Annotated in this window: 23 protein-coding genes; 2 read left to right on the top strand and 21 right to left on the bottom strand. The window is 63.7% G+C overall.

Features of this window, described 5'->3' with window-relative positions; all coding sequences use genetic code 11:
* Nucleotides 1-331 precede the first annotated feature (331 nt).
* Genes hmuQ through RHOSA_RS21910 form a run of 4 tightly spaced genes read right to left on the bottom strand, consistent with a single transcriptional unit; the run spans nucleotide 332 to nucleotide 3,462 of the window.
* Nucleotides 332-643 carry a heme-degrading protein HmuQ gene (hmuQ, locus tag RHOSA_RS0110745; protein WP_027288665.1) on the bottom strand — a complete coding sequence of 104 codons (312 nt, stop codon included), beginning with the start codon at nucleotides 641-643 and terminating at the stop codon, nucleotides 332-334.
* The gene (locus RHOSA_RS21915) at nucleotides 628-1,482 is read right to left on the bottom strand and encodes a heme ABC transporter ATP-binding protein (protein WP_200372044.1); all 855 of its coding nucleotides are present in this window, start codon (nucleotides 1,480-1,482) and stop codon (nucleotides 628-630) included. The genes hmuQ and RHOSA_RS21915 overlap by 16 nt, the downstream gene beginning before the upstream one ends.
* A complete protein-coding gene (locus RHOSA_RS0110735; RefSeq protein WP_051432048.1) occupies nucleotides 1,470-2,555 on the bottom strand; it encodes a FecCD family ABC transporter permease in 1,086 nt (361 codons plus the stop codon). The genes RHOSA_RS21915 and RHOSA_RS0110735 overlap by 13 nt, the downstream gene beginning before the upstream one ends.
* Nucleotides 2,539-3,462: a heme/hemin ABC transporter substrate-binding protein gene (locus RHOSA_RS21910; protein WP_051432047.1), complete on the bottom strand. Its 924-nt coding sequence runs from the start codon at nucleotides 3,460-3,462 to the stop codon at nucleotides 2,539-2,541. Before RHOSA_RS21910 ends, RHOSA_RS0110735 begins: the two co-directional genes overlap by 17 nt.
* Nucleotides 3,463-3,518: 56 nt before the next feature.
* On the opposite strand from RHOSA_RS21910, the gene hemP reads away from it, so the two are divergent.
* Together hemP and RHOSA_RS21905 are read left to right on the top strand one after the other, a co-directional pair.
* A complete protein-coding gene (hemP, locus tag RHOSA_RS25945) occupies nucleotides 3,519-4,097 on the top strand; it encodes a hemin uptake protein HemP (protein WP_081728654.1) in 579 nt (192 codons plus the stop codon).
* Between the two features lie 181 nt (nucleotides 4,098-4,278).
* Nucleotides 4,279-6,426, top strand: a complete 2,148-nt coding sequence (locus tag RHOSA_RS21905) for a TonB-dependent hemoglobin/transferrin/lactoferrin family receptor (protein ID WP_169816626.1) — start codon at nucleotides 4,279-4,281, stop codon at nucleotides 6,424-6,426.
* Nucleotides 6,427-6,529: 103 nt separating this feature from the next.
* On the opposite strand, the gene RHOSA_RS0110720 is transcribed toward RHOSA_RS21905, so the two are convergent.
* The 17 genes from RHOSA_RS0110720 to RHOSA_RS21885 all read right to left on the bottom strand — a co-directional run bounded on the left by RHOSA_RS0110720 (nucleotide 6,530) and on the right by RHOSA_RS21885 (nucleotide 25,771).
* The gene (locus tag RHOSA_RS0110720) at nucleotides 6,530-7,666 is read right to left on the bottom strand and encodes a M20 family metallopeptidase (RefSeq protein WP_027288663.1); all 1,137 of its coding nucleotides are present in this window, start codon (nucleotides 7,664-7,666) and stop codon (nucleotides 6,530-6,532) included.
* A 64-nt stretch (nucleotides 7,667-7,730) separates the two neighbouring features.
* Entirely contained in the window at nucleotides 7,731-8,441 is a 711-nt protein-coding gene (locus RHOSA_RS0110715; RefSeq protein WP_027288662.1) for an ABC transporter ATP-binding protein, read from the bottom strand.
* Nucleotides 8,442-8,447: 6 nt separating this feature from the next.
* Entirely contained in the window at nucleotides 8,448-9,221 is a 774-nt protein-coding gene (locus RHOSA_RS0110710; protein WP_037256085.1) for an ABC transporter ATP-binding protein, read from the bottom strand.
* Nucleotides 9,218-10,402: a branched-chain amino acid ABC transporter permease gene (locus RHOSA_RS0110705; protein WP_156092690.1), complete on the bottom strand. Its 1,185-nt coding sequence runs from the start codon at nucleotides 10,400-10,402 to the stop codon at nucleotides 9,218-9,220. Before RHOSA_RS0110705 ends, RHOSA_RS0110710 begins: the two co-directional genes overlap by 4 nt.
* A 4-nt stretch (nucleotides 10,403-10,406) precedes the next feature.
* Nucleotides 10,407-11,327, bottom strand: coding sequence for a branched-chain amino acid ABC transporter permease (locus RHOSA_RS0110700; RefSeq protein WP_027288659.1), 921 nt, complete (start codon nucleotides 11,325-11,327; stop codon nucleotides 10,407-10,409).
* 113 nt (nucleotides 11,328-11,440) lie between these two features.
* Nucleotides 11,441-12,616 carry a branched-chain amino acid ABC transporter substrate-binding protein gene (locus tag RHOSA_RS0110695; RefSeq protein ID WP_037256083.1) on the bottom strand — a complete coding sequence of 392 codons (1,176 nt, stop codon included), beginning with the start codon at nucleotides 12,614-12,616 and terminating at the stop codon, nucleotides 11,441-11,443.
* A 264-nt stretch (nucleotides 12,617-12,880) separates the two neighbouring features.
* On the bottom strand, nucleotides 12,881-13,468 hold the full coding sequence (locus RHOSA_RS0110690; RefSeq protein ID WP_081728652.1) for a cupin domain-containing protein: 588 nt from the start codon (nucleotides 13,466-13,468) through the stop codon (nucleotides 12,881-12,883).
* Nucleotides 13,469-13,734: 266 nt separating this feature from the next.
* Nucleotides 13,735-14,922, bottom strand: coding sequence for a transglycosylase SLT domain-containing protein (locus tag RHOSA_RS24255; RefSeq protein WP_051432046.1), 1,188 nt, complete (start codon nucleotides 14,920-14,922; stop codon nucleotides 13,735-13,737).
* Nucleotides 14,923-14,961: 39 nt separating this feature from the next.
* Complete coding sequence (locus tag RHOSA_RS0110680) at nucleotides 14,962-16,251, bottom strand: hypothetical protein (RefSeq protein ID WP_027288656.1); 1,290 nt, start codon at nucleotides 16,249-16,251, stop codon at nucleotides 14,962-14,964.
* 39 nt (nucleotides 16,252-16,290) lie between these two features.
* Nucleotides 16,291-17,664, bottom strand: a complete 1,374-nt coding sequence (locus tag RHOSA_RS0110675) for a DUF6844 domain-containing protein (protein ID WP_027288655.1) — start codon at nucleotides 17,662-17,664, stop codon at nucleotides 16,291-16,293.
* A gap of 91 nt (nucleotides 17,665-17,755) precedes the next feature.
* A complete protein-coding gene (locus tag RHOSA_RS0110670; protein WP_027288654.1) occupies nucleotides 17,756-18,319 on the bottom strand; it encodes a hypothetical protein in 564 nt (187 codons plus the stop codon).
* A gap of 69 nt (nucleotides 18,320-18,388) precedes the next feature.
* The gene (locus RHOSA_RS0110665) at nucleotides 18,389-18,820 is read right to left on the bottom strand and encodes a DUF1425 domain-containing protein (RefSeq protein WP_027288653.1); all 432 of its coding nucleotides are present in this window, start codon (nucleotides 18,818-18,820) and stop codon (nucleotides 18,389-18,391) included.
* Entirely contained in the window at nucleotides 18,817-20,619 is a 1,803-nt protein-coding gene (locus RHOSA_RS0110660) for a COG3014 family protein (RefSeq protein WP_027288652.1), read from the bottom strand. The genes RHOSA_RS0110665 and RHOSA_RS0110660 overlap by 4 nt, the downstream gene beginning before the upstream one ends.
* 387 nt (nucleotides 20,620-21,006) lie before the next feature.
* A complete protein-coding gene (locus tag RHOSA_RS0110655) occupies nucleotides 21,007-21,834 on the bottom strand; it encodes a hypothetical protein (protein WP_027288651.1) in 828 nt (275 codons plus the stop codon).
* 242 nt (nucleotides 21,835-22,076) lie between these two features.
* Complete coding sequence (locus RHOSA_RS21895) at nucleotides 22,077-23,435, bottom strand: MATE family efflux transporter (protein WP_051432045.1); 1,359 nt, start codon at nucleotides 23,433-23,435, stop codon at nucleotides 22,077-22,079.
* A 27-nt stretch (nucleotides 23,436-23,462) separates the two neighbouring features.
* Complete coding sequence (locus RHOSA_RS21890) at nucleotides 23,463-24,770, bottom strand: lysine N(6)-hydroxylase/L-ornithine N(5)-oxygenase family protein (RefSeq protein WP_037256080.1); 1,308 nt, start codon at nucleotides 24,768-24,770, stop codon at nucleotides 23,463-23,465.
* Complete coding sequence (locus RHOSA_RS21885; protein ID WP_051432044.1) at nucleotides 24,767-25,771, bottom strand: GNAT family N-acetyltransferase; 1,005 nt, start codon at nucleotides 25,769-25,771, stop codon at nucleotides 24,767-24,769. The genes RHOSA_RS21890 and RHOSA_RS21885 overlap by 4 nt, the downstream gene beginning before the upstream one ends.
* Nucleotides 25,772-25,790 lie beyond the last annotated feature (19 nt).

Raw genomic sequence — 25,790 nt, 5'->3', positions numbered from 1 at the left:
TGGTAACAGCCGGCCCTGGCAGAGCACCTCACCGAAGCAGCTTGCACAGGCCAACTTGAGTCCGGCTGCAAGCTATTTCTGGAAGCTATAAAAAACCGTAAATGGCACTCCGGACTGCGTTAACAGCCCGCTCAAACACACGTATCACCAATAGTTGAGCGTCGCACAGGTGTGCAGAGCCCGTATGACCTCTTCTTTGTTATGCCTGCACACATCTCGCACGCACCGCCTAGACACTGAAATTACACTCTTTGAGTATCCCCACCCTCTCGACAGGCCGGAGGTCGGCACGCCGACACACCGGCCTGTCGGTCTCACAGGGCGATAGGCATCAGGGCTCGGACTGCACTACCTCGAAGCCCTCAAACTGCGGCGGGCCCAGATAGATATCCTTGTTCGCCCCCGCCGAGGCGTGCGCCTTCCGGAAGGCATCGGAGCGGGTCCAGGCTTCGAACGCGTCCCGGGACTCCCAAGTGGTGTGGGAAACGAACAGGGTATAAGTCTCCATCTCCGGCCCACGCAGCAACTTGAAGGCGACAAAGCCCGGCACCTCCGATAGGTGTGATTCGCGGTTGGCCCAAACCTCCTCGAAACGGTCTTCCGCACCACGCTGGACATGGAAACGGTTCATCGCGAAGAACATGGCTCTTGGTCCCTTTCAGCTTGAGTAGACGCATTCTCCACAGGCGGTGCGGGAAAGATCAGCGGCCGCGCCGCGCCGTGCGGTCGAAAAACCTCGACAGGCATCCCGAAGGTCGTCGTCAACGTCTCGGCGCTGAGCACGGACTCGGGCATACCCTCCATCACCACCCGACCGCCAGCCACGATAGCAATGCGGTCGGCATAAGCCGCGGCCAGATTGGGATCGTGCAGAATTGCCAGTACGCCCCCGCCACGAGCCGCGAAGCGCCGGGCCTGTACCAGCAGATCATGCTGATGCGCGAGGTCGAGATTATTGGTCGGCTCGTCAAGCAACAGATAACAGGCGCTGTCATCATCCAGAGACGCCCAGACCTGGGCAAGCACACGCGCCAAGTGAACGCGCTGACGTTCGCCGCCAGACAACGTGCCGTAGATCCGCCCGGCCAGATGTGTGATTGCGGTCTCTCTCATGGCCGCCTCGATGATCGCCTGATCAGCGGCGCGATCGGTTAGACCCGCATGCGGACTGCGCCCGAGTGCCACCACATCGCGCACGCGAAAAGGAAAAGCGACCGACGGCGCCTGCGGCAGTACCGCCCGGCGCCGGGCGAGCTCGCCCCGATGCCAGTCGGACAGCGGCCGCCCGTCGAGCGCCACCGCGCCGGCGTCCGGGGCCAGTGCGCGGGACAACACCTGCAACAGACTGGACTTACCCGCCCCATTCGGACCGATCACCGCGAGCAACTGGCCGGGCCGGACATCCAACGACGCGTCCGTCAGCACCGTCCGGCCGCCGCGCGCAACCTGAATATCGCGAGCTGAGAGCATCACATCACCCACTGGGTTCGCTGGCGCAGCAACAGCCACAGGAAGAAGGGCCCACCCACCGTGCTGGTCAGAATGCCGATCGGCAGTTCCGCAGGCAGTGCGACCGTCCGCGCCAGGATATCCGCCAGCAGCAGCAGTGCAGCACCCAAGAAGAGGGTCGCCGGCAACAACGTGCGATGGTCCGGACCGATCAAGAGCCGAATCAGATGCGGGACGACCAGCCCCACGAAGCCGATCACGCCCGCCAACGCGACCGAGGCGCCAACCGCCATCGCGGCGAACAGGACGATCCGGCGTTTGGTCTGCTCGACCGCCACGCCCAGATGGCCGGCCTCGAACTCCCCCAGAAGCAGCGCGTTCAGGCGACGGCCCTGGAAGATCAACAGCAGTGAGGGCACCAGGATCAAGGGAGCTGCGACGGCGATCCGTTCCCAGGTCGCACCACCAAGACTACCCAGCAACCAGAAGTTAAGATCGCGCAGCTCCTGATCGTCGCTCAGGAAGATCAGCAAGCCGATCGCCGCGCCGACGATCGCGTTCAGCGCGACGCCCGCAAGCAACAGCACGGCCACCTCGGTGGTGCCGTCGCGACTCGCGATCATATACACCAGCCAGGTTGCCGCAACGCCGCCCAGGAACGCGCTGACCGGCAGCAGATGCGGGATCAGCCAAGCCGGCAGGCCGAGCACTCCGGCACTGCCCACCACGATGGTCGCCGCGGCCGCCAAGGCGGCCCCGTTGGAGACCCCAATCAAGGCAGGATCGGCCAGCGGATTGCGGAACAGCCCCTGCAAGGCGGCCCCGGCGACGGCTAGCCCTGCCCCGACCAATCCCCCAAGCACCGCGCGCGGCAGCCGAATGGCAAGCAACACCGTCTCTTGAACGCGGGTCACCTCTGCGTCCGACCCAAGTCCCAGATGAGTGCCCACGATCCGCAAGACATCGCCCGGCGGGATCGCCACAGCGCCGTAACCGACCGCAAGCAGAAACGCAGCCATGGCCGTTAAGAGACAGGCCAGCATCCCGAGATAAGCTGACGGGACGCTCCGCACGCCCGTAGAAATCCGCTCACCGTCGGCTTTCATCGTCCGACACCCCTGTCAGCGCCGGCATCTCCAACCCACCATGCAGCGCTTCGGCCAAGCGCGCCGCAGCCTCGGGCGTTCGAGGGCCGAAACCGAGCAGCAGCAAGCCGTCCATCACCACAAGCCGTTCAGCTCGGCCCGCCTCCGTCGCGGCCAACTCGGGCCGGGCGAGCAGCTGCTCCCGGCCTCCGAACTGCGCGATTGTGCGCTTGGTCGTCAAAAACACATCAGGCTGGGCGGCGACCACGGCTTCGCGCGACAATGGCTTGTAGCCGCTGACCCCTTCGATGGCATTGCGCCCGTGGGCGAGTGCGATGATCCCGTCCGCCGCGGTACCGCTGCCGGCGGCCATCGGTGTGCCCCGCCCGACCGCGAGCAACAACAGCACTCGGGGCGACTTGGTCACCTTCTGCAGGCTTTGCTCGAGCTGCTGAAATTGTCGTTCGAGACGCTTGGCCAGATCCGCGCCGCGCTCGCCCACATCCAACGCAGCAGCCACCGTCCTGACTTTTTCGACGACACCGTCCGGCGTCACGTGGTCTGGCACGCGGATAACCTCGACGCCGGCCGTGCGCAGCTGATCGAGCGCCGTTTCCGGACCTGCGTCCGCGGCGGCCAGGACAAGCGTCGGCGCCAGCGCGAGGATCGGCTCAGCCGACAGTTGGCGCATATAGCCGACATCCGGAAGTTCCCTGGCGGCGGACGGATACAGACTGGTGCTGTCCACTGCAACCAAACGGTCCGCGGCGCCAAGCGCGTAGACGATCTCGGTGATCGCTCCGCCTACCGAAACCACATGTGCTTCGCTCTGCGATTGATCGCTCTGGGCCGCAACCGTTCCGGTCATAAAGATGAGAAGGCCCAGGCCAATCCCGAGCGCCCGAAGCTGCTGTTTTACCCGCCGCACTGATTCCTCTCCTTCACAGATCGGTCCCATCTCAAGCCGTGCGCAGCGGCTGGCGTATGGCTGCGCTGCTGAGCCACCGGCACGAGAAACGGGTCCGTCAGATGCACCTGCCAGATCCGAGGCTTGCCCATGAAAAGGCCCGACGATCCCCCAGACGGTCAGGCTTGCGCGCACCGTGTCAGGTCGGATGCTATAGTGCAATTGCAATTCATGTGCAATTGCACGAGAAGGAGGGCGCCCCTATAGCCTGGTCTTGGCTCAGTGGCAGGACCAACATGCTGGGGCGCCCACCGTCACCGACTTCTCCAGCGACGGCCTCCGCCCTCCAGATATGTATACAATGCAGCCCGCTTATTATTGAGAATGAGTTGCATTTGCATGCTGCAAACGCTATGGTCCGGCCGCTTCGCGAGGGTGTCTATCAGGAACTCGGCATGAGTGACGAACCGCAAAGGTCCAGTGCAGGACAAGACCGGCATGACGGTGCGCAGCCAGCGGCGGTGTCAACGCGCCGCTCGAGTACATTGCACAGCCGCGATCTGCTTGCGGGCCAACATGAAGTGTTCATTGAACACAGAGGTGCCCTTTACCGACTTCGGGAGACAAGTCAGGGGAAATTGATCCTGACCAAATAGCCCGACGCCAGCAAACCTGTGCCCCGGCGGCTGGCCACAACCACCGCCCACCAGACGTTTGCTGGCACGTACAGTCTCACAACCGTCCAAGCCCGCCACCCTGCCCTTTCGGGCCCCGGCAGCCAGCCAGGACGCTGTACCGATGCGGTTGCGACCGCATCGAAGCGCCAGGGGGAAAAAGATGGCGAGCAGACAACTTGGCTATACCGCGATCGTGCTTGCGACAGCGATCGCGGGACCAGCCTGCGCTCAGCAAAGCGACAGTGACGGGGTAACACTTGGGGCGGGCGACCCAGCGGTCACGATGGGGAAAAGCGAGACGGTCAGCCTGGAGACGGTTTCGGTCACGGCGACCCGCAACCCGATCGACAGCTTTGAGTATCCGGGGATGGTCACCATCGTTGACCGCGAGCGGATCCAGCAACGCCAGCCATCCACCCTCGACGATGTGCTGAAATGGGTCCCGAACGTGGAGTTCACCGGCGGCCCCCGGCGCAATGGCGAGGTGCCCAGCATCCGTGGTTTCTCGGGAGCCGACGTGATCGTCACCCTCGACGGGGCGCGCCAGAACTTCAATTCGGGCCACGATGGGCGGTTCTACGTCGACCCGATGCTCCTACGCGAAGTCGAGGTGCTGCGGGGACCCGCCTCGTCGCTCTATGGCAGTGGCGGATTGGGCGGTGTCATCGCGATGCGGACCGTACGCCCGGACGACTTCCTCGCGCCCGGCGAGACCGCGGGCGTCACGGTTGGCGGCGGCTACCAATCGGTGAACAACGAATACCGCGAAACGGTGACCGGTTACGCCAAGCCGACGGACGATGTCGGCGTGCTGGCCAGCGTCAGCAAACTCGATTCCGGTTCGATCGAACTCGGCGACGGCAGCAAGCTCACCCGCAGCGACAACGATATCGTCTCCGGGCTGGTCAAGGGCGACTGGACCTTCGCCGATCACCACCGCCTCGAAGCCTCGTTCCAGCGTTTCCAGAACGATGCCCAGGAGCCCAATAACGGCCAGGGTGCCGGCGACGACAACCTGGTCGATAAAGACATCACCTCGGATACCTGGCGGCTGAACTACGCCTACGCCGACCCGGCCAACGATCTGGTCGATCTCGATGCCATCGTCTACTACACCGACACCACGCTGGAGGAACTGCGGCTGGACAACAACGGCAACGGGCCTGCCGGCGAATTGCTCGAGCGCGAGGTGGCGACGACGGGCTTCCGCGTGGACAACCGCTCACGCATCCGTCTATCGAACGACGTGGGTGTGACCTTCACGTACGGAACGGAAGGCTATCAGGATCGCCAGGACTCGGCTGCCGACGGCGCGCCCCGCTCGTCCGTGCCGGAAGCCGAGACGACGCTTCTCGGCGGCTACGCGCAAGCCGAGGTGCGCATCGCGGAACCGTTCGGTGTGCTTCCCGGCGACCTGCTGGCGATCCCCGGGGTGCGTTACGACCGCTATAGCTCGACAAGCGATGTCGCAGCCGACAACGAAGACCATGCCGTTTCGCCGCGGTTCGGGTTGAGCTACCTGCCGACCGACTGGTCACTCCTGTTCGCCAACTACGGAACGGCGTTCCGCGCCCCGACGATCGACGAGCTCTATACCTCCGGCGTGCACTTCCAGATGCCGATCGGCAGCGGCGTCACCAACCGGTTCATCTCCAACCCCGACCTCGACCCACAGCGCACCCAGACGATCGAATTCGGTGGCGGGCTCGATTTCGACGATGTCGTCCAGTCGAACGACCGGCTACGGGTCAAGGCCACGCACTTCCGCACCCAGGGCGAGGATTTCATCGACCTCCAGGTCAACCAACCTGCCCCCTTCACCGACTGCAACCCGTTCGTGCCGGGCGCTTGCGACGGCACCACACAGGCCGTGAACATCGCCGACGCGGAACTGTGGGGGAACGAGATCGAGGCCACTTACGAGAACAGGCGCATTCGCCTGCAGCTCGGCTTCTCGACGATCGATGGCGAAAACGAGGCCACGGGCGAGCCGCTGGGTATTCTGACACCCCCGCAGTTGACCACCGACGCGGCCGTGAAACTGCCGGAAATCGACTCGATCGTGGGCTGGCGGATGCTGGCCGCAGATGAGTTCGACGAGGTCTCGGACCCGGCGGAAACGCGGCCTGGGTACGCGGTCCATGACCTCTACTTCGCCTGGGCCCCCTCAGAGGGAGTTCTGGACGGGCTGCGTGTCGATCTTGGCGTCGACAATATCTTCGACAAGGCTTACGCGCGGGCCTACACGAACGCGTTCGAGCCTGGCCGCAACTTCAAGGGCTTCGTACGTTACGCCCTAACCTTCTGAGGCAGCGATCTACGGCATCTGGCTTGTCCGTCTTTAAGGCCAAGCCAGATGCCCACGGTCAGTCCGCCAGTATCGCCATGCCAATGGCTGGCGGCCTTTCAAGCTAACCGTTCGAAGCCAACTGCCAATCCAGAATCAGACGGCGGTAGATCGCGACAGCAGTAGTGATCTGATCGACCTCACACGATTCATCCGTCTGGTGCGCCAGGCTGGCATCGCCAGGGCCAAGGACCAGGGTCGGAACATGTCCATACGCCGGGGTCAGGATCGATGCATCGGTGAAATAGCTGGCCGATCTTGGCGCGGAGGGTGTCCCGGTTAATGCCGCGACGGCCTCCGCGCTACGCTTGACCCAGGCGTTCTCGGGATCGGTCCAGACGCTTGGCAGGTCGACCAGCACCTCGATGCTATCGCAATCCGCGCCCAGCGCAGACACCACCTTTTGCCGGATGGCGCTGTGCTCCATGCCGACGATGCTGCGGACGTCGATTCCGATCTCGGCGCGGTCGGGGACGGAATTCAGGTTCATGCCCGCGGAGACGGTGCCGACGTTCAAGGTCGCCGCTCCCATGACCGGGTGCGGCTCAACGTCGTGTGTGAACGCGGCCAAAGCCTGCAGGGCGCGTCCCGCCTTGTAGGCTGCGTTCACGCCGTGCTCCGGCATCGACCCGTGCGCCGTGATACCGGTGCAGATCGCCTTCATCCATAGAGCGCCCTTATGGCCGCAGGTTGGCGTGTTCGAGGTCGGCTCCGCGACGACCAGCGCACCGACATCGCCGAGCCCGTCTTCGCGTTGCGCCATCTCACGCGCGCCCTGTGAACCGGTCTCCTCGGAAGCCGTGATAACCAGTTCGATCCCGGGGCCGGCAGCGATATCGTCCCGACACTCGATTGCCGCCGCGCAGAAGGCTGCGACGCCGGCTTTCATGTCGGTGCTGCCGCGCCCGTAAAGACGGCCGTCGTGAATCGTTGCGGCGAAGGGGTCGTGCTGCCAATCGGCAGCGCCGAGCGGCACGGTATCGAGATGCCCGGTGAAGGCGAGAGCCGGCCCTTGCCCGCCAAGTCGGGCGATCAGCCCTTCCCGCCCCTCGGCCAGCCGGCAGTAGCTGACCGTAAAACCGTATTGTGCCAGCAGGTCGCCCAGATGATGCGCGCACGCCGCTTCGTTGCCGGGAGGATTGATCGTGTTGAAACGAACCAGTTCCTGAGTGAGCGCGACGGCATCGACCGTTTGAGTCATCCGATGACCTTCTTGATTGTATCGGCACGCACCCAGGCGTAGGGCAGTGGGACGTGCGGGAGAGCTAGCCGAAATAGGCGGCGTGGACTTCTTCGTTCTGCTGTAATTCGGTGGGCGTGCCGGAAGCCACGACGCGTCCCTTGGAGAGCACGTACCCCCGGTGCGAGATCGCGAGCGTCTGGCGGACGTTCTGCTCGACCAGGAAGACGGTGATACCGCGCTCGTTGATCCGCTTGATGATGTTGAAGTTCTCTTTGACGTAGAGTGGCGAGAGCCCCAGCGACGGCTCGTCGATCAACAGCAGCTTGGGTGCGCTCATCAGGCCCCGGCCGATCGACACCATCGCCTGCTCGCCCCCCGACATGGTCCCGGCCAACTGCTGCCGTCGTTCGGCCAGCCGCGGGAAGATCTCGTAGACCTCGTCCATGCGGCTGCGGATCGTGGCCTCCCGAGACTCCTGATAGGCGCCCAGACGCAGGTTCTCTTCCGTCGTCAGCTTGGGAAACACCTTGCGCCCTTCCGGGATGCAGGCGATGCCGAGCGAAATGATCTTGTGCGTCGCACGTCCGGTGATCTCCTGCCCCTCGAACAGGATGCGCCCGTCGCGGGGCGGGGTCAGGCCCAGGATCGAACGGATCGTGGTCGTCTTGCCGGCCCCGTTCGAGCCCAACAGACAGGTCACTTGGCCGGTTGGGACCTCCAGGGAAATGCCTTCCAGGACATCGGCCTTGTCGTACGCCGTATAGAGATTCTCGATTGTCAGGCTGCTGGTCATGTCCGGCTACTCCGCGCCCAGATAGGCTTCCTGCACGTGGCTGTCGGAGGAAACCTCCTTGTAGCTGCCCTCGGCGATCTTCTGCCCGAAGTTCAGCACCACGCAGTGGTCGGTAACCCGCTCGATCACGCCCATCTCGTGTTCGATGATGATGATGGTGAGACCGCCGATGCGCTCGCGCACCTGCAGAATGTCGTCCATCAGCGCGCGCGTTTCCTCGTGAGTCATGCCGGCCGATGGCTCGTCCAGGAGCAGCAGACGCGGATGACTGATCAGGGCGCGGCAGATTTCGATCCGCCGCCGATCGATCATCGGGAAATCGCCGACCGGCTCGAACATCTGATCGGCCAGTCTTGGCTCGAAGATGCGCACCAGCTCGCGCGCTTCCTCGAAACTACTTTCGACTTCCTGGCGCAGACGCTTGCGCGCGAACAAGTTGTGCCAGAGTCCTTGATCCAGCCGCTTATGGTTGCCGATCATCAGGTTGTCGAAAATCGACAGCGGCAGGCACATGCGCGAACGCTGAAAGGTGCGCGCGATCCCGGCACGATAGACCGCCTGCGGCGACAGGTTGGTGACGTCCTGTCCATTGAACGAAGCACCGCCGTAGCTGTAGCCGTAGATCCCGGTCAGGACGTTGAAGAAGGTCGTTTTGCCGGAACCGTTCGGACCGATCAGCCCGAGGATGTCACCGGCGTTCACCTGCAGGTCCAAGCCGTCCAGCGCGACCAGCCCACCGAACCGCCGGGTCATTTGCGTGCACTCAAGCAGGGCGGTCATCGCGGCCTCCAATCCGGGAAGTAGGCTCTGCGCCCGCGCGGCAGCAGGCCGTTCGGACGGAACAGCAGCACCAGGATCACCAGCGCCGCGAACAGCAGGAAGCGGTATTCCTGGATCATCTGCAGCTTCTCCGGCAGCAGCACGACAATCGCGCTGGCCAGCGCGATCCCCCAAACGCTGCCCATCCCGCCCAGAAGCACGATCGACAGGAAGATCAGGGAGTCCGCGAAGGTGAAGTTCGCCGGCGCGATGAAGCTAATCATCATGCCGAGCAGCGCGCCCGCCATGCCGATCAGGAAATTGCCGAACATGAAGGCGGTGATCTTCCAGCGCGCCGGCGTGATGCCGAAACAGCTCGCGGCCAGTTCGTCGATCCGCGTGGCATCCATGCTGAGCCCGACCCAGGAGCGTTCGATCCGACGGGTCAGCGCAAAGGCCATGACCAGCAGCAGCAGCGCCAGCAAATAGTAGTTCATGTAGAAGGAGGCGTAGAACGAACCGATCTCGATGTTCGAGTTGAAGCCCCAGCCGAACAGCGACATCTGCGGCACCGACAGGCCCTGCGGCCCGCCCAGCGCGTCGTTCACCTGCAGGAAGGTGCGAAACAGGACCGCAAACGCGATCGTCACCACCGCGGCGTAGTGGCCGCGCGTGCGCAGCACCGGGATCACCAGTACCGACCCGACCAGCGCCGCCATTACCCCACCGATCGGCAGGATCAACAGGGGCGGTATGGCCGTTTCAGCGCCGAGCACGGCGGCGGTGTAGCAGCCAACGCCGAAAAACGACGCGCCAGCGAAATTGAGCACCCCGGTGTAGCCGAGCTGCACATTCAGCCCCAGGCAAGCCGTCATGTACAGCATCGCCGTGGTCAGCATCAGCAGCGTGAAGTGGTCTTCCCGGAACACCCAGGCGACCACCAGCACGCCAAGCAGGATCGCCGCGTGCATCAGCCGCTCGTGGTCGCGGTAGGCCGCGCGCATCTGCGCCAGCAGCCCCATCAGGTAGGCGCCGAGCACCACCACGCCGGCCGCAACGATCAGGCCGGCCACCACGCTCTCCTCCTCGGCCATGAGGAACGCGACGATGTAGCCAGTCAGGAGCGCAACGGCGCCCAGTCCGACCAGCAACTTGGCGCCGGTCGCGCGTGCGCCGACCGCGCCTGTAGGTTCGTTGTGCATACGCCTACACCCGTTCGCTGGTTTTTTCGGGGATCAGCCCGGTCGGGCGCCAAGCCATGATCGCGATGATGACGGCAAAGGCGAAGACGTCCTTGTAGGCGCTCGCGAACGGCATCGCGACGGCCCCAACCGTCTGCAGCGCCGCGAACAGAAAACCGCCCAGGATCGCGCCGTAGATATTGCCCAGGCCCCCGACAATCGCCGAGGCAAAACCGATCACGCCCAGCAGCAGCCCCATGCCGAAGTTGATCTCGTTGTAGTAGAGGCCGTTCATCACGCCGGCGATCGCCGCCGCGCTGGAGCCGAGCGCGAAGGTCACCAGCACGACCAGCTGGAAGTTGATGCCCATCGTCCGCGCGGTTTCCGCGTCTTGCGCCACCGCGCGGATGGCCAGTCCCAGCTTTGTGCGATTGATGATCAGATTGATCGCGATGATCACCACCAATCCCGCGATCAGCAGCATCAAGCTGTCGACACGCAGATTGAAGTCACCGATCGGGATCACGGTATCGGGCAGAAGGCGCGGAAAGCGCTTTGGATTGGAGCCGTTCGGGAAGAACAGGCGAACGCTTTCCCGCAGGACCGTCCCCAGCATCAGGGTCGCCAGCAGGATGTTCAAAGCCGGGGCGTTCGACAGCGGTAACACCAGGTAGCGGGCGATCAGCGCGCCGAGCACCGCCACGAACGCCACCGAGGCCATGACCAGCAAGACAACCTGGATGATCGGGCTGTGGATGCCGGCCGCCTCCAGGCCAAGGTAGGTCGTGTAGCCGGCAAAGGCGCCCACCATCAGCACGTCGCCGTGGGAGAATTTGATTACGTCGAGGACGCCGAAAAACAGGGTAAAGCCCACGGCCACCAGTGCGTACATCATGCCAAGCATCATGCCGTTGACGACGTACTGGCTGAGCAAGGAGAGGTCCATGCCTTCCGCTCCGCTGAATAGGGGTGATGCTGGGAGAAGAAAAGTCGCGGGGCGACGTCTGGGAGCCTCCGGCCGAACCGCCACGTGCCGGCCGGCCGGAGGTCGCACGCATCCTACATGCCGCTGAGCTTGCGCTCACCAGAGGCGTATTCGCTGTCTTCCCAGACGACCCACTTGCCGTCCTGGACCACGAACTTGGTGATCAACGCGACGGCGTTCTGTCCGTGATCGTCGAAGGTGATCTCGCCCACGATCGAGTCACGTCCTTCGACCGCGTTCAAGGCGTCACGGACCTTGCGGCGGTCCGGGCCGACCTCCTCGATCTTGTCGAGAACCAGGTTCATCGCGGCGAACGCGAACGGTCCGTAAGCCTCCGGCGGGGAGTCGAAGTTCGCCTTGTCGTACTGCTCCTGGAAGTACTGGCCGCCCGGCAGCTTGGCGATCGGCGCCCCCTCAATGAACGCGACGGTGCCCTCGGCAAGATCGCCGGCGCCCTGGATATACGCGTCCGAAACGATGCCGGAAGTTCCCTCGAACTGCGCATCGATGCCGAGCTTTTCCATTTGCGAGCGGATACGCACGCCGATCGGCGTCAGCCCCCCGAAGTAGATCACATCGGGATTCAGCGACTTGGCCTGGGTCAACTCGGCCGTGAAGTCCTGCTGATCGGCGGTGACGCCGAAGGTCGCGAGGATCTCGCCGCCATTCTTTTCCAGCGCCTCGGAGAAATATTTCTGGTGGCCCTGACCGTAGTCGGTGGTGTCGTGAATGATCACCCAGGACTCGTAGCCCTGATCGGTCATGAATTCCGCGGCCACCTCGTTCTGGTTGATCATCGTGCCGTTGACGCGGTGCACCTCCGGATAGGAGTTACCGTAGGTGACGTCCGGCAACACAGCGCCCCACACCACAGCCGGCATGCCGAACTTGTGGTAGACGTCGACCGTGCCCATCGCGACGGCGGAGCAGTAATGGGTGACGCCAGCGACAACGTCGCGGTTCGACGCCGCACGGGTGGCAACCTGGACGCCGACGTTCGGCTTGCACTCGTCGTCCAGCGCCAGCAGTTCGTATTCGTACTTGGCTTCCGGGTCCTGGTTGCGCAAATCAACCGCCAGCTTGGCGGAGTTGCGCCCGCCGAGGCCGACCGACGAGACGCCGCCCGAAAGCGGGCCAATGAAGGCGACCGTGACCGTGACCTTGTCCTTGGCCATGGCCGGCGCGGAAGCGACGCCAAGAGCCAGAGCAAGCGCGGCAGACGTGACCGCACCGATGGTTCCGAGTTTCATACGTGATGTCTCCCTGTCGCGATTTTATGCGAACGCAGCTTTATTATGAGGGGCAAGTGCCGAGCCAATTGACGACATGCACCGTGACGCTCAGCGACGGTGAGTGCCGCTGGCGAGGGGCGGATCGTGTCAAAGGTGTTGCATATAGGTCAACGGTCTTGACGAAAAGGCAGCGTCAACACCGAGTTAGGCGCTCTAACAAGCACCAGTTACGTGCAGAACAAGGCAGGATCGATGCCTGTCAGGTGAATAAGGTTCGGAAAACTAGAAAGTCGGCGGCGTGTTCACCCAGAGGATCCGTGTCGTCCCGGGTCCTGGATTGCGATAGCCGTGCGGTCGTTCGCTATTAAAAAAGAAGCTGTCACCTTCGCCGATGCGATAACTCTCGCCATCAATCTCTAGCTTGAGTTGCCCCTGCAAAACGTAACCCAACTCCTCCCCAACGTGCTGGATTGCGCCGTCACTGGTGCCTCCGGGCGCAACAATATGGATGTTGGCCTGTAACAGATAGCTGGCGGCCTGGGGGATCAAACGTTCGAGTTCGATACCGGGCCCATGACGCAACGGATCGAATGACAGCACCGGCCGCGTGCCCCCATGTGCAATGTATTCGTTGGTCTTGTCGTTGGCTTTCGGCTCGTCGGCAAACAACGAGGAAATGTTCGTGTCGAGGGCCTGCACCAGGTTGTGCAGCATGGTCAAAGACGGGTTCACGGCGCCGTTCTCGACCCGGGACAAAAAACTGGGAGAGCATCCGGCCTGGGCTGCCAGCGCGCGCAAGCCAAGCCCTCGCAGTTGCCGCAAATGCCGTAGCCGACCGCCGATTCGCTCGTCTTTCGTATTTTGCTTCATGCAAACGCGTCGCACCAACTACCAACAGGCCAGCGGCATATAGCCATCACAGTCGCATTCGAGAGGTCGCACGCAGATCCGCACAGCCGGCAGATCCTGCACACCACGCTTGATGGTCTGAAAACCTGGATAGCCGGTACAGCCCGGCTTGACCAGCCTACCCGTCAACCGTCCTGGACCGCCTGATTTTCCGATCGATAGGTCGGTCCGGTCGCATGCCCTATCAGGGCCCGTCTGATCGTAAAATCACCCTCAACGATCGCGCTCTAAGCATCGAACTCCCGGTAGGCTTCCCGATCCCGCACCACCTTGCGCAGGTAAGCCTTCGTCTCATCGTACGGCAGGTTCGCCTGCAAGCGATCGTACACCCGCGTCGGGGGCAGTCGATTAATCTGCCGCGCAGCCTGGGGAACGCTCATCGTCCCGGCGAACGTCTTCGCGACATTGCCCGCGCCTGTGTTGTAGGCAGCGATGACGCAGAACTCGCGGCTCTTGGGATCGCGGACATCCGCCAGATAGCGACTCGTCAGCAGGTTCAGGTAGCCACAGCCCAGTTCGATATTTTGCGTCGGCTGGTAGAGGTACGCCGGCGAAGGTGCCTTATCCTCACCATGGACGTGTCGGAAGGCGTCGCGTCCTCCGCTGCTCGGGACCAACTGCATCAGCCCGAACGCCGGGATCCGCGATTTGGCGCGTGGGTTGAACGCACTCTCGTTCTTGATGATCGACAACACCAGCGACAGCGGGATGCGGCCGTTGCGCGCGAACCGGCGGGCAACCGGCGCGACGCGCTGAGCGGACAAGCGCGTGTGGTCCGGCAGCATCGGGACCTCGATGGTTCCCGCAACCTTCGCGCCTTGCGCATTGTTCTCGATCGGCTTGCTGGACACCTCGGGCCGTGCATCCCGATCCACCAGCGGGCCCAGTTCGGGGCCGTGACTCCCCCCACCGTCCTGCCCTTGGCGACCGCCATCGCTGACCGCCGAGCCGCCAGCCAGACTGGCCTGTTCCTGAATGTACTGGCCAACCACATCGCGTTGGTCCAACGTCTCGGAATCGGCCTGCAGCACCCGATCGAGCCGCCGGTGCAACTCAGCCGGATCGGTTACGCCCTGAACCTGGACGACGATACGGCCCCGCTCGTAGTCCACGATGATCCGCTCGTCCCGGTTGCCATCATAGCCGACCCAGGTTTTCTCGCTTGGCAATTGCACAGCCTCGCCCCACCGACGGCGCAGGCGGCGGTCCATTTCGGCGAACGCGGTCTTAATGGCGCGGTCCATCGCAGCGAAGCGCGCATCCATTTGCCGGTCGAACGCCTCGAATTCCTGGTCCACGCGCCGATCGAACGCATCGAGACGATCATCATCCAGCAGGTCCGCAAGTCCCGGCCGGCTTAGCGTCGAGGCGGCAAGAACCCCGGACAGGCCGGTGATCAGGCTACGTCGTTTCATCCCATCTGCCCGTGCTGCACAGTTGCAAAGTTGGCCTGGTTAATGGTTCAGCCCGCCGCCCACATCGCCACTTGCTCCCTGGCCGGCCGATCCGGGCTGTGCGCCAGCGTTCTTGTTCCCGGCCGCATCAGCGATGCCGAGTTCCCGGTCCAGCCCGGAACGCAGTTTCTGTGCGAGCGCGACCATCTTCCGTTTGACGAACGTTTCCGTTGCCAAGCGCTTGTCCTGCTTCGCCGGCACCATCTGGCGGACGTCCACCTGCCGGGTGACCTGCGCCCCGCTACCCATTACGGTCGCCATTCCGGAGAGCGTGGCGGTCAGTTGATAATAGCGTCCCGCGAGCGCGCCCTGCCCCGGCCCTAAATCCGCGGCCGTGAGGTTACGCTCGATCAAGCCCACGTTGATAATCTCGGCGGACACCTCGACATCCGAAAGGCCGCTGTTGCTGACAACGACAAGGCCGCTGGAGTGCGCCAACTCTTGTTCCAGGATGTTGCGCAACTCCGGAACCGGCGCCCCACGCGTCGACCGGGTCGCGACCACCGCCACGGTCCGAGGCAGCGGTTCGCGCGGCACACACACCCGGGCATCGATCGTGATACTCAGGACCTGCTGGCCGGCCTGCGCCAGCACCTCTTCCGAAACGACGTCGTACTTGACCAGACCGCGCGCCTGGGCCCGCATGCGGCTCATGAACCGCTCGCGCACATCGCCGTTCTTGGAGGCGGTCAGTATCTGACTGGCCCCACGCACGAGGCTGCCGCGCTGCTGCCGCACCGCTTCCATCTGCAAGCGTCGGATCAGGCTGTCCCGCGTCTCGACCCGGCCCGCGCCCGCGAGTGGCTGGGTCAGCTTGACCCGCGCGGGCAGGTACGCGCGGCACCGCGTATCGCCCTGCAACGCCCCGGGGTCGATCTCGGGCTCGCTTGCGGAAGCATCCGACAAAACGGCCCGGATGGCTTCAGGGTCGATCTGCCCCCGGATTTTCGCGCAGATCTCGCGGTCCTGCTCGGTCAACGACAGCACGTTGACGTTGGTGAGCGCGTCGGCAATCGCCGCACGCGCCCGATCGCTATCCACCTCGAAGGTGCCAGCATCGGTCTGCGAGCGTACTTCGGAGCGGTAAATGTCGACCGCCTGCCGTTTGGCCCCCGCAAGGGCGGCATTCCGCGCAACGTCGGAAGCCTGCTCGCCGCCGCGCACATGACACCCGTGCCCTTCCACCGTGACCAGATCAGCGGCCGCCGCAGGACCGGACGCGAGCAGGGCCCACGCGCCGGCTGCGACGGTCGAGACGATCAGGCGCCGGATGGTGAACAGACAAGGCATGACAGACTCTCCTTCCGGGCGCACCGACATCCCGCGGCCCTAGAAGTTGCTGACGTTACTGCCGGCACCGCTGCGCGCGGGCGCGGCCACATTGCCGTCGCCGCTATCACCGGCGCCGGTTTCCAGGTTGCCGCTGGCACCCGCACCGCCAGCGGACGAGGCCCCCTGCCCGCCGGTCAGCTCCTGCAAGCGTTGCGCCATCGCCCGGCTGTCCGGCGACCAGACGTAGACGTCCGTCTGCATCGGCACATTGGCGGCGGGATGTTGACCCTTCCAGCTATACGCCCGGATCGCGCCCTGAAGGCGGATCTGCTTGGCCTTCGCCCGAATCAACGAACGGAACTCGTTGTTGTTAAAGGTCTGGCTGCTGCCGTCGTCATACGCCCGGAAGGTGTTCTGACTATCTGACATCTGCCGACTGGCAACGTCCTCGGCCACGAACTGCGCGATCTGACTACGCCCGATCAGCGCGGCCTTCTGCTCGTTGATCGTGCTCGACTGCGTCCGATAGACCGGCGCGAAGCTGACGATCACTTTGCTCCCGTCGGCTTCATTCCAGACCCGCGCCCCCTGACTAAGCGCCAGGAAGTTCGGGTTCTCCTGCAACTTCTGCTCGATCTGCTCGGACACGGACGCCGTCTTCGGGCCCTTCGGGATCTCGACATTCGGGTTGTAGATGCTGGACGACAAAGCCGCCATGCGGGGCGACCAGACGATGCCGACCAGGACGGTGTAGTTCTTGTCGAGATTGTCACCCTCGGCATTGAACACCGGCATCGCCCCGTTGATCAGCAACTGGGCGCCAGCGGCCACCTTCTCTTGATAACGCTCCTGCAACTGCACGCGCTTCTGCTGAGGGTTTTGCTCATCCTTGCCCTGCCAGTCCGGATCGAATTTCTGAATTTGCGCGTCCAACGCCTCGTTGGTCAGCTTCCGCATCCGCTGCAGCGTCGAGACTTGGTCGCGCACCTGCTTTAGCTGAGGCGGTACCGTATCGCCGCCCTGCTGCAGCACCTCGACCGCCCGGTCCGAGCGCATGATTGCACCGACCGTATTCGCCATTTCGCTTTTCGCCGCCAGGAGCGCACTGTTGAAGGCCACCTGACGTGCGTTGACCCATTCGTTGCTGCCGAAATCCGCACGCACCTGGGCTTTGCCGCTGGCGATGAAGAAGGTCTGCCCGTTGTCGAGGTCGTTGACCCCTTCGGTGATGCCGTTCTTATCCATCCAAGCCTGCCACAGATCGCCGGGCGTCTTGCTGCGGCTATGGGTGGCGGCTTGCTGGCGGCTATCGGTAGCGACCTTGATCGTCGGCTCCATGACCTCCTTGGCGCCGCTCTGGGTCTGCGCCTGCACGGCTGGAGCGGCCAGAACGGCCGCGGCGAGGAAGGTCGGCATCAGGTAGGAACGCATTGGCACGTCTCTCGTGTTGGTTGGCACGGTTGCCGGAAAAGGTGGTCGGCTCCGCTCCAGCGGCTATTGGCTTGGGCAATTCACGCGGGCGCTATAGGACCGACTTGTCACGCTGCAGACGCAGGACGTCGCTCACGATCCCGATCCGCCGATACCCCGCGCCCGGCGCATCGGGATCGCTACTCAGTTGGATCTTCTCGACCCGTACCATCAGCTCGTAATCGAACAGGGTACGGCCGTTCGCACCGGGGGTCTGCTGTTCGAACAGGTCCATGTCCAGCAAGAGGTGCTTGACCGGCATGTTGCGGGTGAACGCGACCGCGTCGGTGGCGTAGAACGCCTGCTCGAAGCCGAAGTACACCTGCTCCATGCTCAGGTTGTCCTGAGTGGTCTTGTTGCGAACCGAGTCGATTTCGAGGTTCGGCGTCTGGCCGATTTGGTTGCGCAGATCCGAGACCGCGTTGATGAAGAAGGCTTCGGTCCGCAGCTTGTTCGCTACCCGTTTGGAGAAGCTGCGCAACTGCTGACCGGTCAAACGGCCCGTGATCAGAGGGTCGCGTTCGTTGGCCGGCGTGCGTGAGTACTGCGTCGACGCGCAGCCGCCAAGCAAGAGGGCCGTCACCGCGCCGGCGGTAAAATGTCGTCGGGTCACCATCGTTCGATACCGCTCCGTATCTCAAACGCGCAGGACGTCGCGCCCCGCCATGTTCCTTTGGACCTTCGTTCAGTCCGCTTCCCGCAGTTGCAGCACCAGCCGCTCGCCCGCTGGCGAGGGAGCGCCGAATTGCAGTTCGTCCATGCCACCGGAGCCGAGATCGAGCGGCTGCCAGACATCCGAGGAACCGACCTTGAAGCCTGCCGCATCACGCCAGGCTGCACGGTATTCGACCGTCATCGGGCTGGACGTCACATTGCGAAGCGTGATCTGGACACGCCGAAGCTCGCCCAGCTGGCCTGAACGAATGGCTTCGATGCGCAACCGGTCCTGCAGATCGGTTGGGGTCAGCCGTAGCTCTACATTGGGATGTTGGGCGGCGGGCCCTTCAGATACCGTATCGCCGGGCTTCGGGGAGGCGCAGCCTGCCAGACCCAGCAGGGCAACGGCGGTGACTGCAGCGATTGTTCTGCGGGTACGACGGACGCGGGTCGGCGTCACAAGCTCTCTCCTTCGTAAGAGGCATCTGCGGTCAGGCTGCTATCAGGTTTCCGGTCCTGATTTTTGCGTGCGGGCCCACGGGACGCGCGGGCGGCAAGGTGCTTGCCGACGCCCCGGGCGTAGACGAACGCCGGTCCCTGCCCGCGCAGTTCCACGGTATCGCTGGCCAGGCGCTGGCCATTGGCGTCGTAGCTCACCAGCCGCAACGCATGGGTGTCGGCCGGCAACCGGAGACGCCCCACACCGACGGCGTATGGCAGGCTGGTCCAGGATTCCGTGCCGGGCTCGGTCACTTCCGCGGCGGCGATGGCGGTCAGATTGCCGGCTAGCGTGCCCAGAATGCCGCCGCCCGCGGCTTCGTTCGCTTGGAGCTGGATCAAATAGGTGGCGATGGCGGAGACCGTGGCCTTGCCCAGATGCAGCGGCAGTTCGTCCTGGAAGGTTTGCATCAGCATCGCCTCGACATCGGCGAGCGGCTGGACCTCACCCACCACATCACCCGCGGCCGTCTCGATGCGGACCGTATCCACCTGCTTGGGCACCGGCTGATAGTACGGCACCTGGAGCTGTACGAAGGTGGTCAAGCTGGTGGGCAGGATCAGCTTGGCGATCCGACGCTCGGGCGCGCTGCCAACGTCCATCACGAGATGCACCAGTCGCCCGTCGCGCTTGGCCATCACGGCATTGGCGCCGTCGCGCGACAGCTGACGATCTTCGCGGCTCAACTCCTCTACCGCGTCCGCGACAGTTGTGTTGTCCCCGCGCAGGGCCTCGGCATTCTTGTAAGCAACCAACGCCTTGGAGTGGGCGTTCGTGAAGCTCAGGCTGTCGTTCGAAAGCCGGGCGCGTTCCGCCTGCTGCTCGGCCCAAGCCGCGGACAGAAAATCGGCCAGCGGATTCACATACGGCGTATCGACCCGATCCGCGATATCCGAACAGGTCAGGCAAGCCTCGTCGAACGCGCTCGCAAAAGTGTTGTGCAGACTGCTGTACGCCGCCGCGCTCTTGCCTTCCTGGGTGCGCTTGCTGCGTAGCTCCTGTTCGGCGGCCTCAAGCTCGTCCTGGTAGTGCTGACGCTCCCGAGCCTGCCAGGCACGGGACAGGCGGATATTGTTGTCGACCCGCGGATCGTTGTTCAGAAAATCCGTGATCGCCTTGTAGTTGACCGCCATGACCGTCTCGAAACCGGTCGCGGCATAATCGTCCGACAGATGGTCCCAGATCTGGTCGACATAGTTTTCGGTGGCGTCCTTCTCCCGAAACTGCGCGACCGCCCGGTCGAAAAAGGCCCGAGCACAATCGACGTCGCCCGCAGCCAATTGGACCGTTCCACGCTCCAATAACCCCAAGGTGCCGATACGCTCCGCCAGGTCGGCGGCCGGACCAACGGTCTGTACCGCGCCGGCTGCATTCGCCGCGAGATACTCGGTCGCTGCAACCATGTCGCCCGCATGCAGTCGGTCGATCATCGGCGACATGTCCGCCGTGTAGTCGGCCCGCCCGGTCCGGAAGACAGCGAATTTGAAGCTCAGCCGCAGCATATCCAGGATGGTCGCGGACTCAGATCGGGCGAGACCGGCCCAAGGATTCGGCACCGACTGGCGCGAGGTATCCAACTGCTCCGCGACTGTTTGCCGGATGTTCTGGGTGATCGCCGTGTAGCTGTTGAAGTCCGCGATCTTTGAATCGACCTCCGCGCGGACGAGCTGCGGCTTTACCCGTTCGGGCGGGTGCACCTGTTCTCCGTCCAGCAGTGGACCGACCGCGCAGCGATGTAGCGGGCTCGCTTCGGCCGCCATGACGAATGTCTGTGTGACCCCGGCGCCCGACGCCGGAATGAGTTCGGGAACCTCCGCGCCGCCCCCAATCGTCGCGTTACACCCGCTCAAACCGACGACGCCAAGCACCCCGGCCAGGAGCCGGCCACCTCGACGCACCACCCCGCTAGACCCCAATCGCATACCCCAACCCCCAGTTATCAAAAACGCCGATCGTTGGTCGGATGCCGGTTCGCAGCCCGCACGTCGCAACTAATCTTGATCAACATACGTTTCAGAAAAATTAGAGCGCAAGAAAAATATCAAGCATGCGACAATTGTTCTTCTTATTTACGTTGCATTAGCCAATTAATTAAAGGATATAGTGATCCTAAATACCGAAAAAAATGTTTTTAAATTCTTATTTGTTTAACGCGTGCGCCTAAGGATATCACCAACCTTGATTGGCGCGTTCGTCGACAGAACTGTTGCGATCGAGAACTTGGGATTGACCTGTTCGATGCGCACTCGGCCTTTATAGGCCTCCGCGACGCCCAGCTTTTCACCGGTATCTGGGTCAAGCAGCGGCTCCCCCGCGCCGTACACCTCCAGGACCTCGTTCTCGGAAACAGCATCTTCGCCGCCGAAATTAATCCACACGGTGTCACCGGATGCGCGCGCCACCTTCATCGGGAAGACGTTATCGAGGAACTTCTGGACCACCTCGCGCGACGCCTTCGTCGCGGCCTGTTGCAACAGATCGACGTCGGCCCGCCCCCCGGTTTCGGCCACCATTTTCGGCCCACGCGTGAGACGTTCCGAAACGCTGTAGGTACCGATCAATTCGTCCGAATCGGTTTGAACCACCTGCACTTCAAGGCTGAGGTCGGCAATGTCGATCCGGCGGTAGCGGTTAAGCTCGGGAATCGGATCCTCGTCGCGCTCCAACCGGAGATCGTGGACGATCAGCGCAACCAGATACTGGGCCGTCTGCTTACCGCCGAACTGAGCACCGTCGCCCGCGTAAACCGGACTGTTCGCCAACGCCTGTTCCTGCGCAACCCGCGCCTGTAGCGCATCCCGCCGGGTCAACACGGTGAACCGGCGGCTGCCCCGAAGCGCTTGCTCAAACGGCCCGACGAGCAGCCACGGATCGGCCGTACGCATCGCGCTTTGATCGATCTTGGAACTGAACAAGACGGGCGACTCGACCGCGATCGTCGGTTTGTCGGCGCGGGCAGGAGACGCCAGCGACATCGTGGCCGCGACCAACGAGGCAGCACACGCACGGCATGCGAAACGGAAAAGAGCTGACATAGGCACGGGTTCGATCACGCATCCATCAGGAATGAGTCACACAACGCTCACACACGCGAGCGTCGCCCATCCTGGATACCGATGCAACCCGTTTGCACGCCTGAATTGTAAACTTTTGTGGTGACCTCTAAGCATATTGCGCTTTGCCATCAACCTGGGCTGAATCGGCATCGCAGCCCAGATCAGTCGATCGGCGATACGGAAACCCGCCGAACAACACGAGGCCGTCCAATATCCTGCTGCAGGAGAACCGCGGCGACGACGGCCGTCAGCGTGGTTGCGAGGGCGTGACCCGCGACAAGGCCGCCAAACCCCCAGGCGTGGGAAAAGAGTATCGCGATCGGCAACAGCACGTACCCCTGCGGCGCCAAGGCAAGCAGCCCGGCCGTTACCGCCTGCCCCTTCGCCCGCATCAGCATACCGGCAACGATGTAGAGCGGGGCGAGGATGAAAGCCGGTTGCATGACCGCAATCGCCTCCACGGCATAGGCCTGTGCCGCCGCCGCGTGCGTAAACAGGCCGGCGGTCTGGGAGGCGAAGAGGACCACCCCGAGCGAGTAAGCAGCGCTGTACGCGACCGCCATCGCGAGGCAGGTCCTGACCGCATGGCGCGTGCGGGCACCGTCGCCACCGCCCCAGCTGTGTCCCACGACCGTTTGCGCGCCGAGACAGAAGCCCGCAAGCGGCAGCATCCCAATGGTCAGAACACGCAGCGCAATCCCGAGGCCAGCGACGCTCTCGGTGCCGAAATCGCTAGCGATCCGGTACATCACGGCGAAAGAGAACGCCGTCAGCATCGTTGACGCCGCGGCAGGCCCGCCGATTGCCGCAATCGACCCCATCAAGGCCGTCCGGGGACGGCGCAGCAGATCAGGCAGGGCGAGCCCAGCGCGCCCGAACAGGAAGTAGTGCAGATAGATCGCAACCGCGACCCCGGCCGCAATGACCGTCGCATAAGCTGCCCCCAGAACGCCCAGATCCAGCACGAAGATCAGGACCGGGTCGAGCGCCAGATTGACCCCGAAAGCAATCATCAGCGTGCACATGCTGAACGCCGTATGACCGCGGGCGATCGCGATGAAGTCGAACAGGATCTGAAACAGGATCAGACCGCCGCCAACGACGATCACGGCGGCATAGTCCTGGGCCAGCCCGACCGCCTCGGAACTGCCGGCGAACAGAAAGGGAAGCTCACCTCCCAGAACAAGCAACAGCAATGGCAGCCCCACCGCCAGGGCCAGCACCATCGCCCCCGCGGTCGATATCAGCTTGGCCACGCGCGCATCGTGCCCGCTGCCCAGCGCTCGGGAGATCGCCGCCCCCGCGCCCACACCAACCCCCTCCCCCAGCGCGGCCATGCCGAGGGCCAAGGGCGCGGCCGCACTGATCGCGGAAACAGGCCCCACGCCCAGCATGCCGACAAAAGCCATGTCGACCGCCTGGTACAGGGCATTGATCGTAAGTCCGAGCATCGACGGCAGCCCCACGCGCAGAAGCAGCCGCCGCAAGCGCGGATCCGACAGGTCGACACCACGGCTCATGGTTGGGAAACCGTCAAAGCCCTAGGCTCATGCCGCCGACTCCCCCGATGTCTCAGCCGCACGCTCGGCCAGCAGCGCATCCCGGATTTCGCGCGAGCGTTGCGGCAGGACGGACAGCAAGGTATCGCTCAAGCCGTGCGTGATTTCGTTCGCGCCTTGCTGAAAAATCGTCGGCCGGAAGCCGGCTCGGCAAGGCAGCCGATAGTACCGGTCGACCTCCTCCCCCGTAATCCAGTCGCGCACGCCCGATAAGACACCGGTCATGTCGTTGCGCGTATACCCAGTGGCCAGCACGACGGCATCGTAGGATGTCTCCTCTGCGGCACCGTCGATGACGCTGCGGCGCGTCAGGGTCACGCCATCATTACCGCGCGATACGCCCGCTACCTCGCTGAGCGGTAACACACGGTGCGGACTGACACCCGCAACCTCCTGTTCATAGAGCAGCGCGTAGAGACGCTCGATCAGCTCAAGGTCGACGACGCCATAGTTCGTGTCCTGGAACACCTGCAGGAACTTGAGCCGCTCCGCCCGTGGCCGGGCGTAGAGGGTGTCGGTGAAGTCGGGATCGAAAATCTCGTTGACGAACGGGCTGTCATCGGACGGGCTCAGGCCGTGCGAGCGGAAGATCAGATCATTGCGTGCGCCCGGAAAGCGCGCGTGCAAGTCCATGAAGATCTCTGCCGCGCTCTGACCGCTGCCGATCACGGCGATCCGCCGTGGTGCCCCCCGACGCTCCTGTAAACGGTCGATTGCGCTCAGATAGTTGGCAGAATGGATGACGCGGTCATCCACGGCCACATCCGAAAACGCGTCAGGGATTGCCGGCTCGCCGCCGCCAGCAACCACCAGATTGCGGGCATAGCGGGCCTTGCGGATCCCTGCGCAGGTTTCGCTCGTGACCCGCAGCATCGTCACCGCCTGCTGCTCCACGACTGGCTCGACCCGAATCACCGTCTCGCCATAGGCGCAGACGTCATCGAAGTGCCGCGCGACCCAGCGCAGATAGTCGTCGAACTCAGCACGGCTGGGAAAGAAGGTCTTGCGGTTGGCAAAGCGCGCCAGGCGACCGTGCGCATGCAGGTAATTCATAAAGGTGTAGCGACTGGTGGGATCGCGCAGCGAGACGAGGTCCTTGAGGCAGGAAATCTGCATGTCGCTGCCCGGAATCAGCATGTCCGGGTGCCAGGCGAAATCCGGCTGACGTTCCAGGAAGAGGTGGGGCAGCTGCGCGCCCTGTTGTTCGCTCGCCTCCGCAAGACTGATTGCAAGCGCAAGGTTGGACGGACCGAACCCGACTCCCAGCAGATCATAGACCGGTGCGGAACGGTTCATACCATCCCCTCCTTGGCACGAGGTTCCTCGACGGAGGCCGTATCAAACCAGGGGTCGGCAGCGATTTGCGGATCGGCCGGCTGCCAGAGCTGGTCGCCGAAAAAGCGCTCCCGGGTCAGAGCGACGAGCGCCGCCCGTTTGTGCGGGAAGTCGAAGCTCTTCACATGCGCGAAGCCGGAGCGCTGCAGGTTGCGCAGTTGCTGATGATGGTTGGCCGCCGGCTCGCCAACGATCCGTTGGGTCCGTGGATCGTCCAGCAGCATGAAGTGCACCAGCGACGGTAGCCACGCCGCGATATAGGCCTTGCCGCGGAACGCGTCCTCGCCGACCAGCACGTGCCAACCGCGATCGTAGTCGTCCGCGTCGTAGTACGGGCCCAGCCGGCTCTCCTGCGCCCAGTAAACCTCGAAGTACGCGAACGGCGCGTCGTCGAAACATCCGATCAGCGGCAACATGCCAGGGTTCGCCGTCAACGCCCGCAGATAGTCCCGGTGATAGTCCAGGCTGCCGGCTTCTTCGAAAAAGGCATCGACCCGCGGATCGTTCATCCAACGGTGGAAGCGGTCCAGATGCTGCTGCGGATCGGCGACGTCGAACGAGAGTGTCTGGCCCAGCCACGGGATGTAGCGTGCATAGACGCGCCCGGTCGGTTTCGGCGGCCGCTGCGGATGGCGGCGTCCATTCGTCATCACCGGCGAAAAGGGATAGGCGCCGGCATCGCGACGCCACGGCGACCACGCCTCCGGTCGCTGCAGCAGCATGTCGGCGTGCGCCACGGCGCCGCCGTCAGTGTCCGGCATCGCCACGCCCTTCTCGAACAACCGGGTTTGCGCAGCGTCGAACCGCCCAAAATCGAGCGGGATGCTTTGGGCACGTGCATCCCGGGTCATCAGCGCTTCCAGCGCGGCAGCAGTGGCCTCGGCCAGACGCTCAGGACAATCCGGAAGATCCTGCCCGTCCTGAAGCGCGAGCGCCCCCTCAGGCAGACGACGAAAGCTCACGCGGTCGCCAGTTTCGCCC

The sequence above is a fragment of the Rhodovibrio salinarum DSM 9154 genome, from assembly GCF_000515255.1.
GTDB classification, from domain to species: Bacteria; Pseudomonadota; Alphaproteobacteria; order Kiloniellales; family Rhodovibrionaceae; genus Rhodovibrio; species Rhodovibrio salinarum.
Note: the sequence above shows the minus strand (reverse complement) of the source record. Positions and strands in the feature narration are given on the sequence as shown.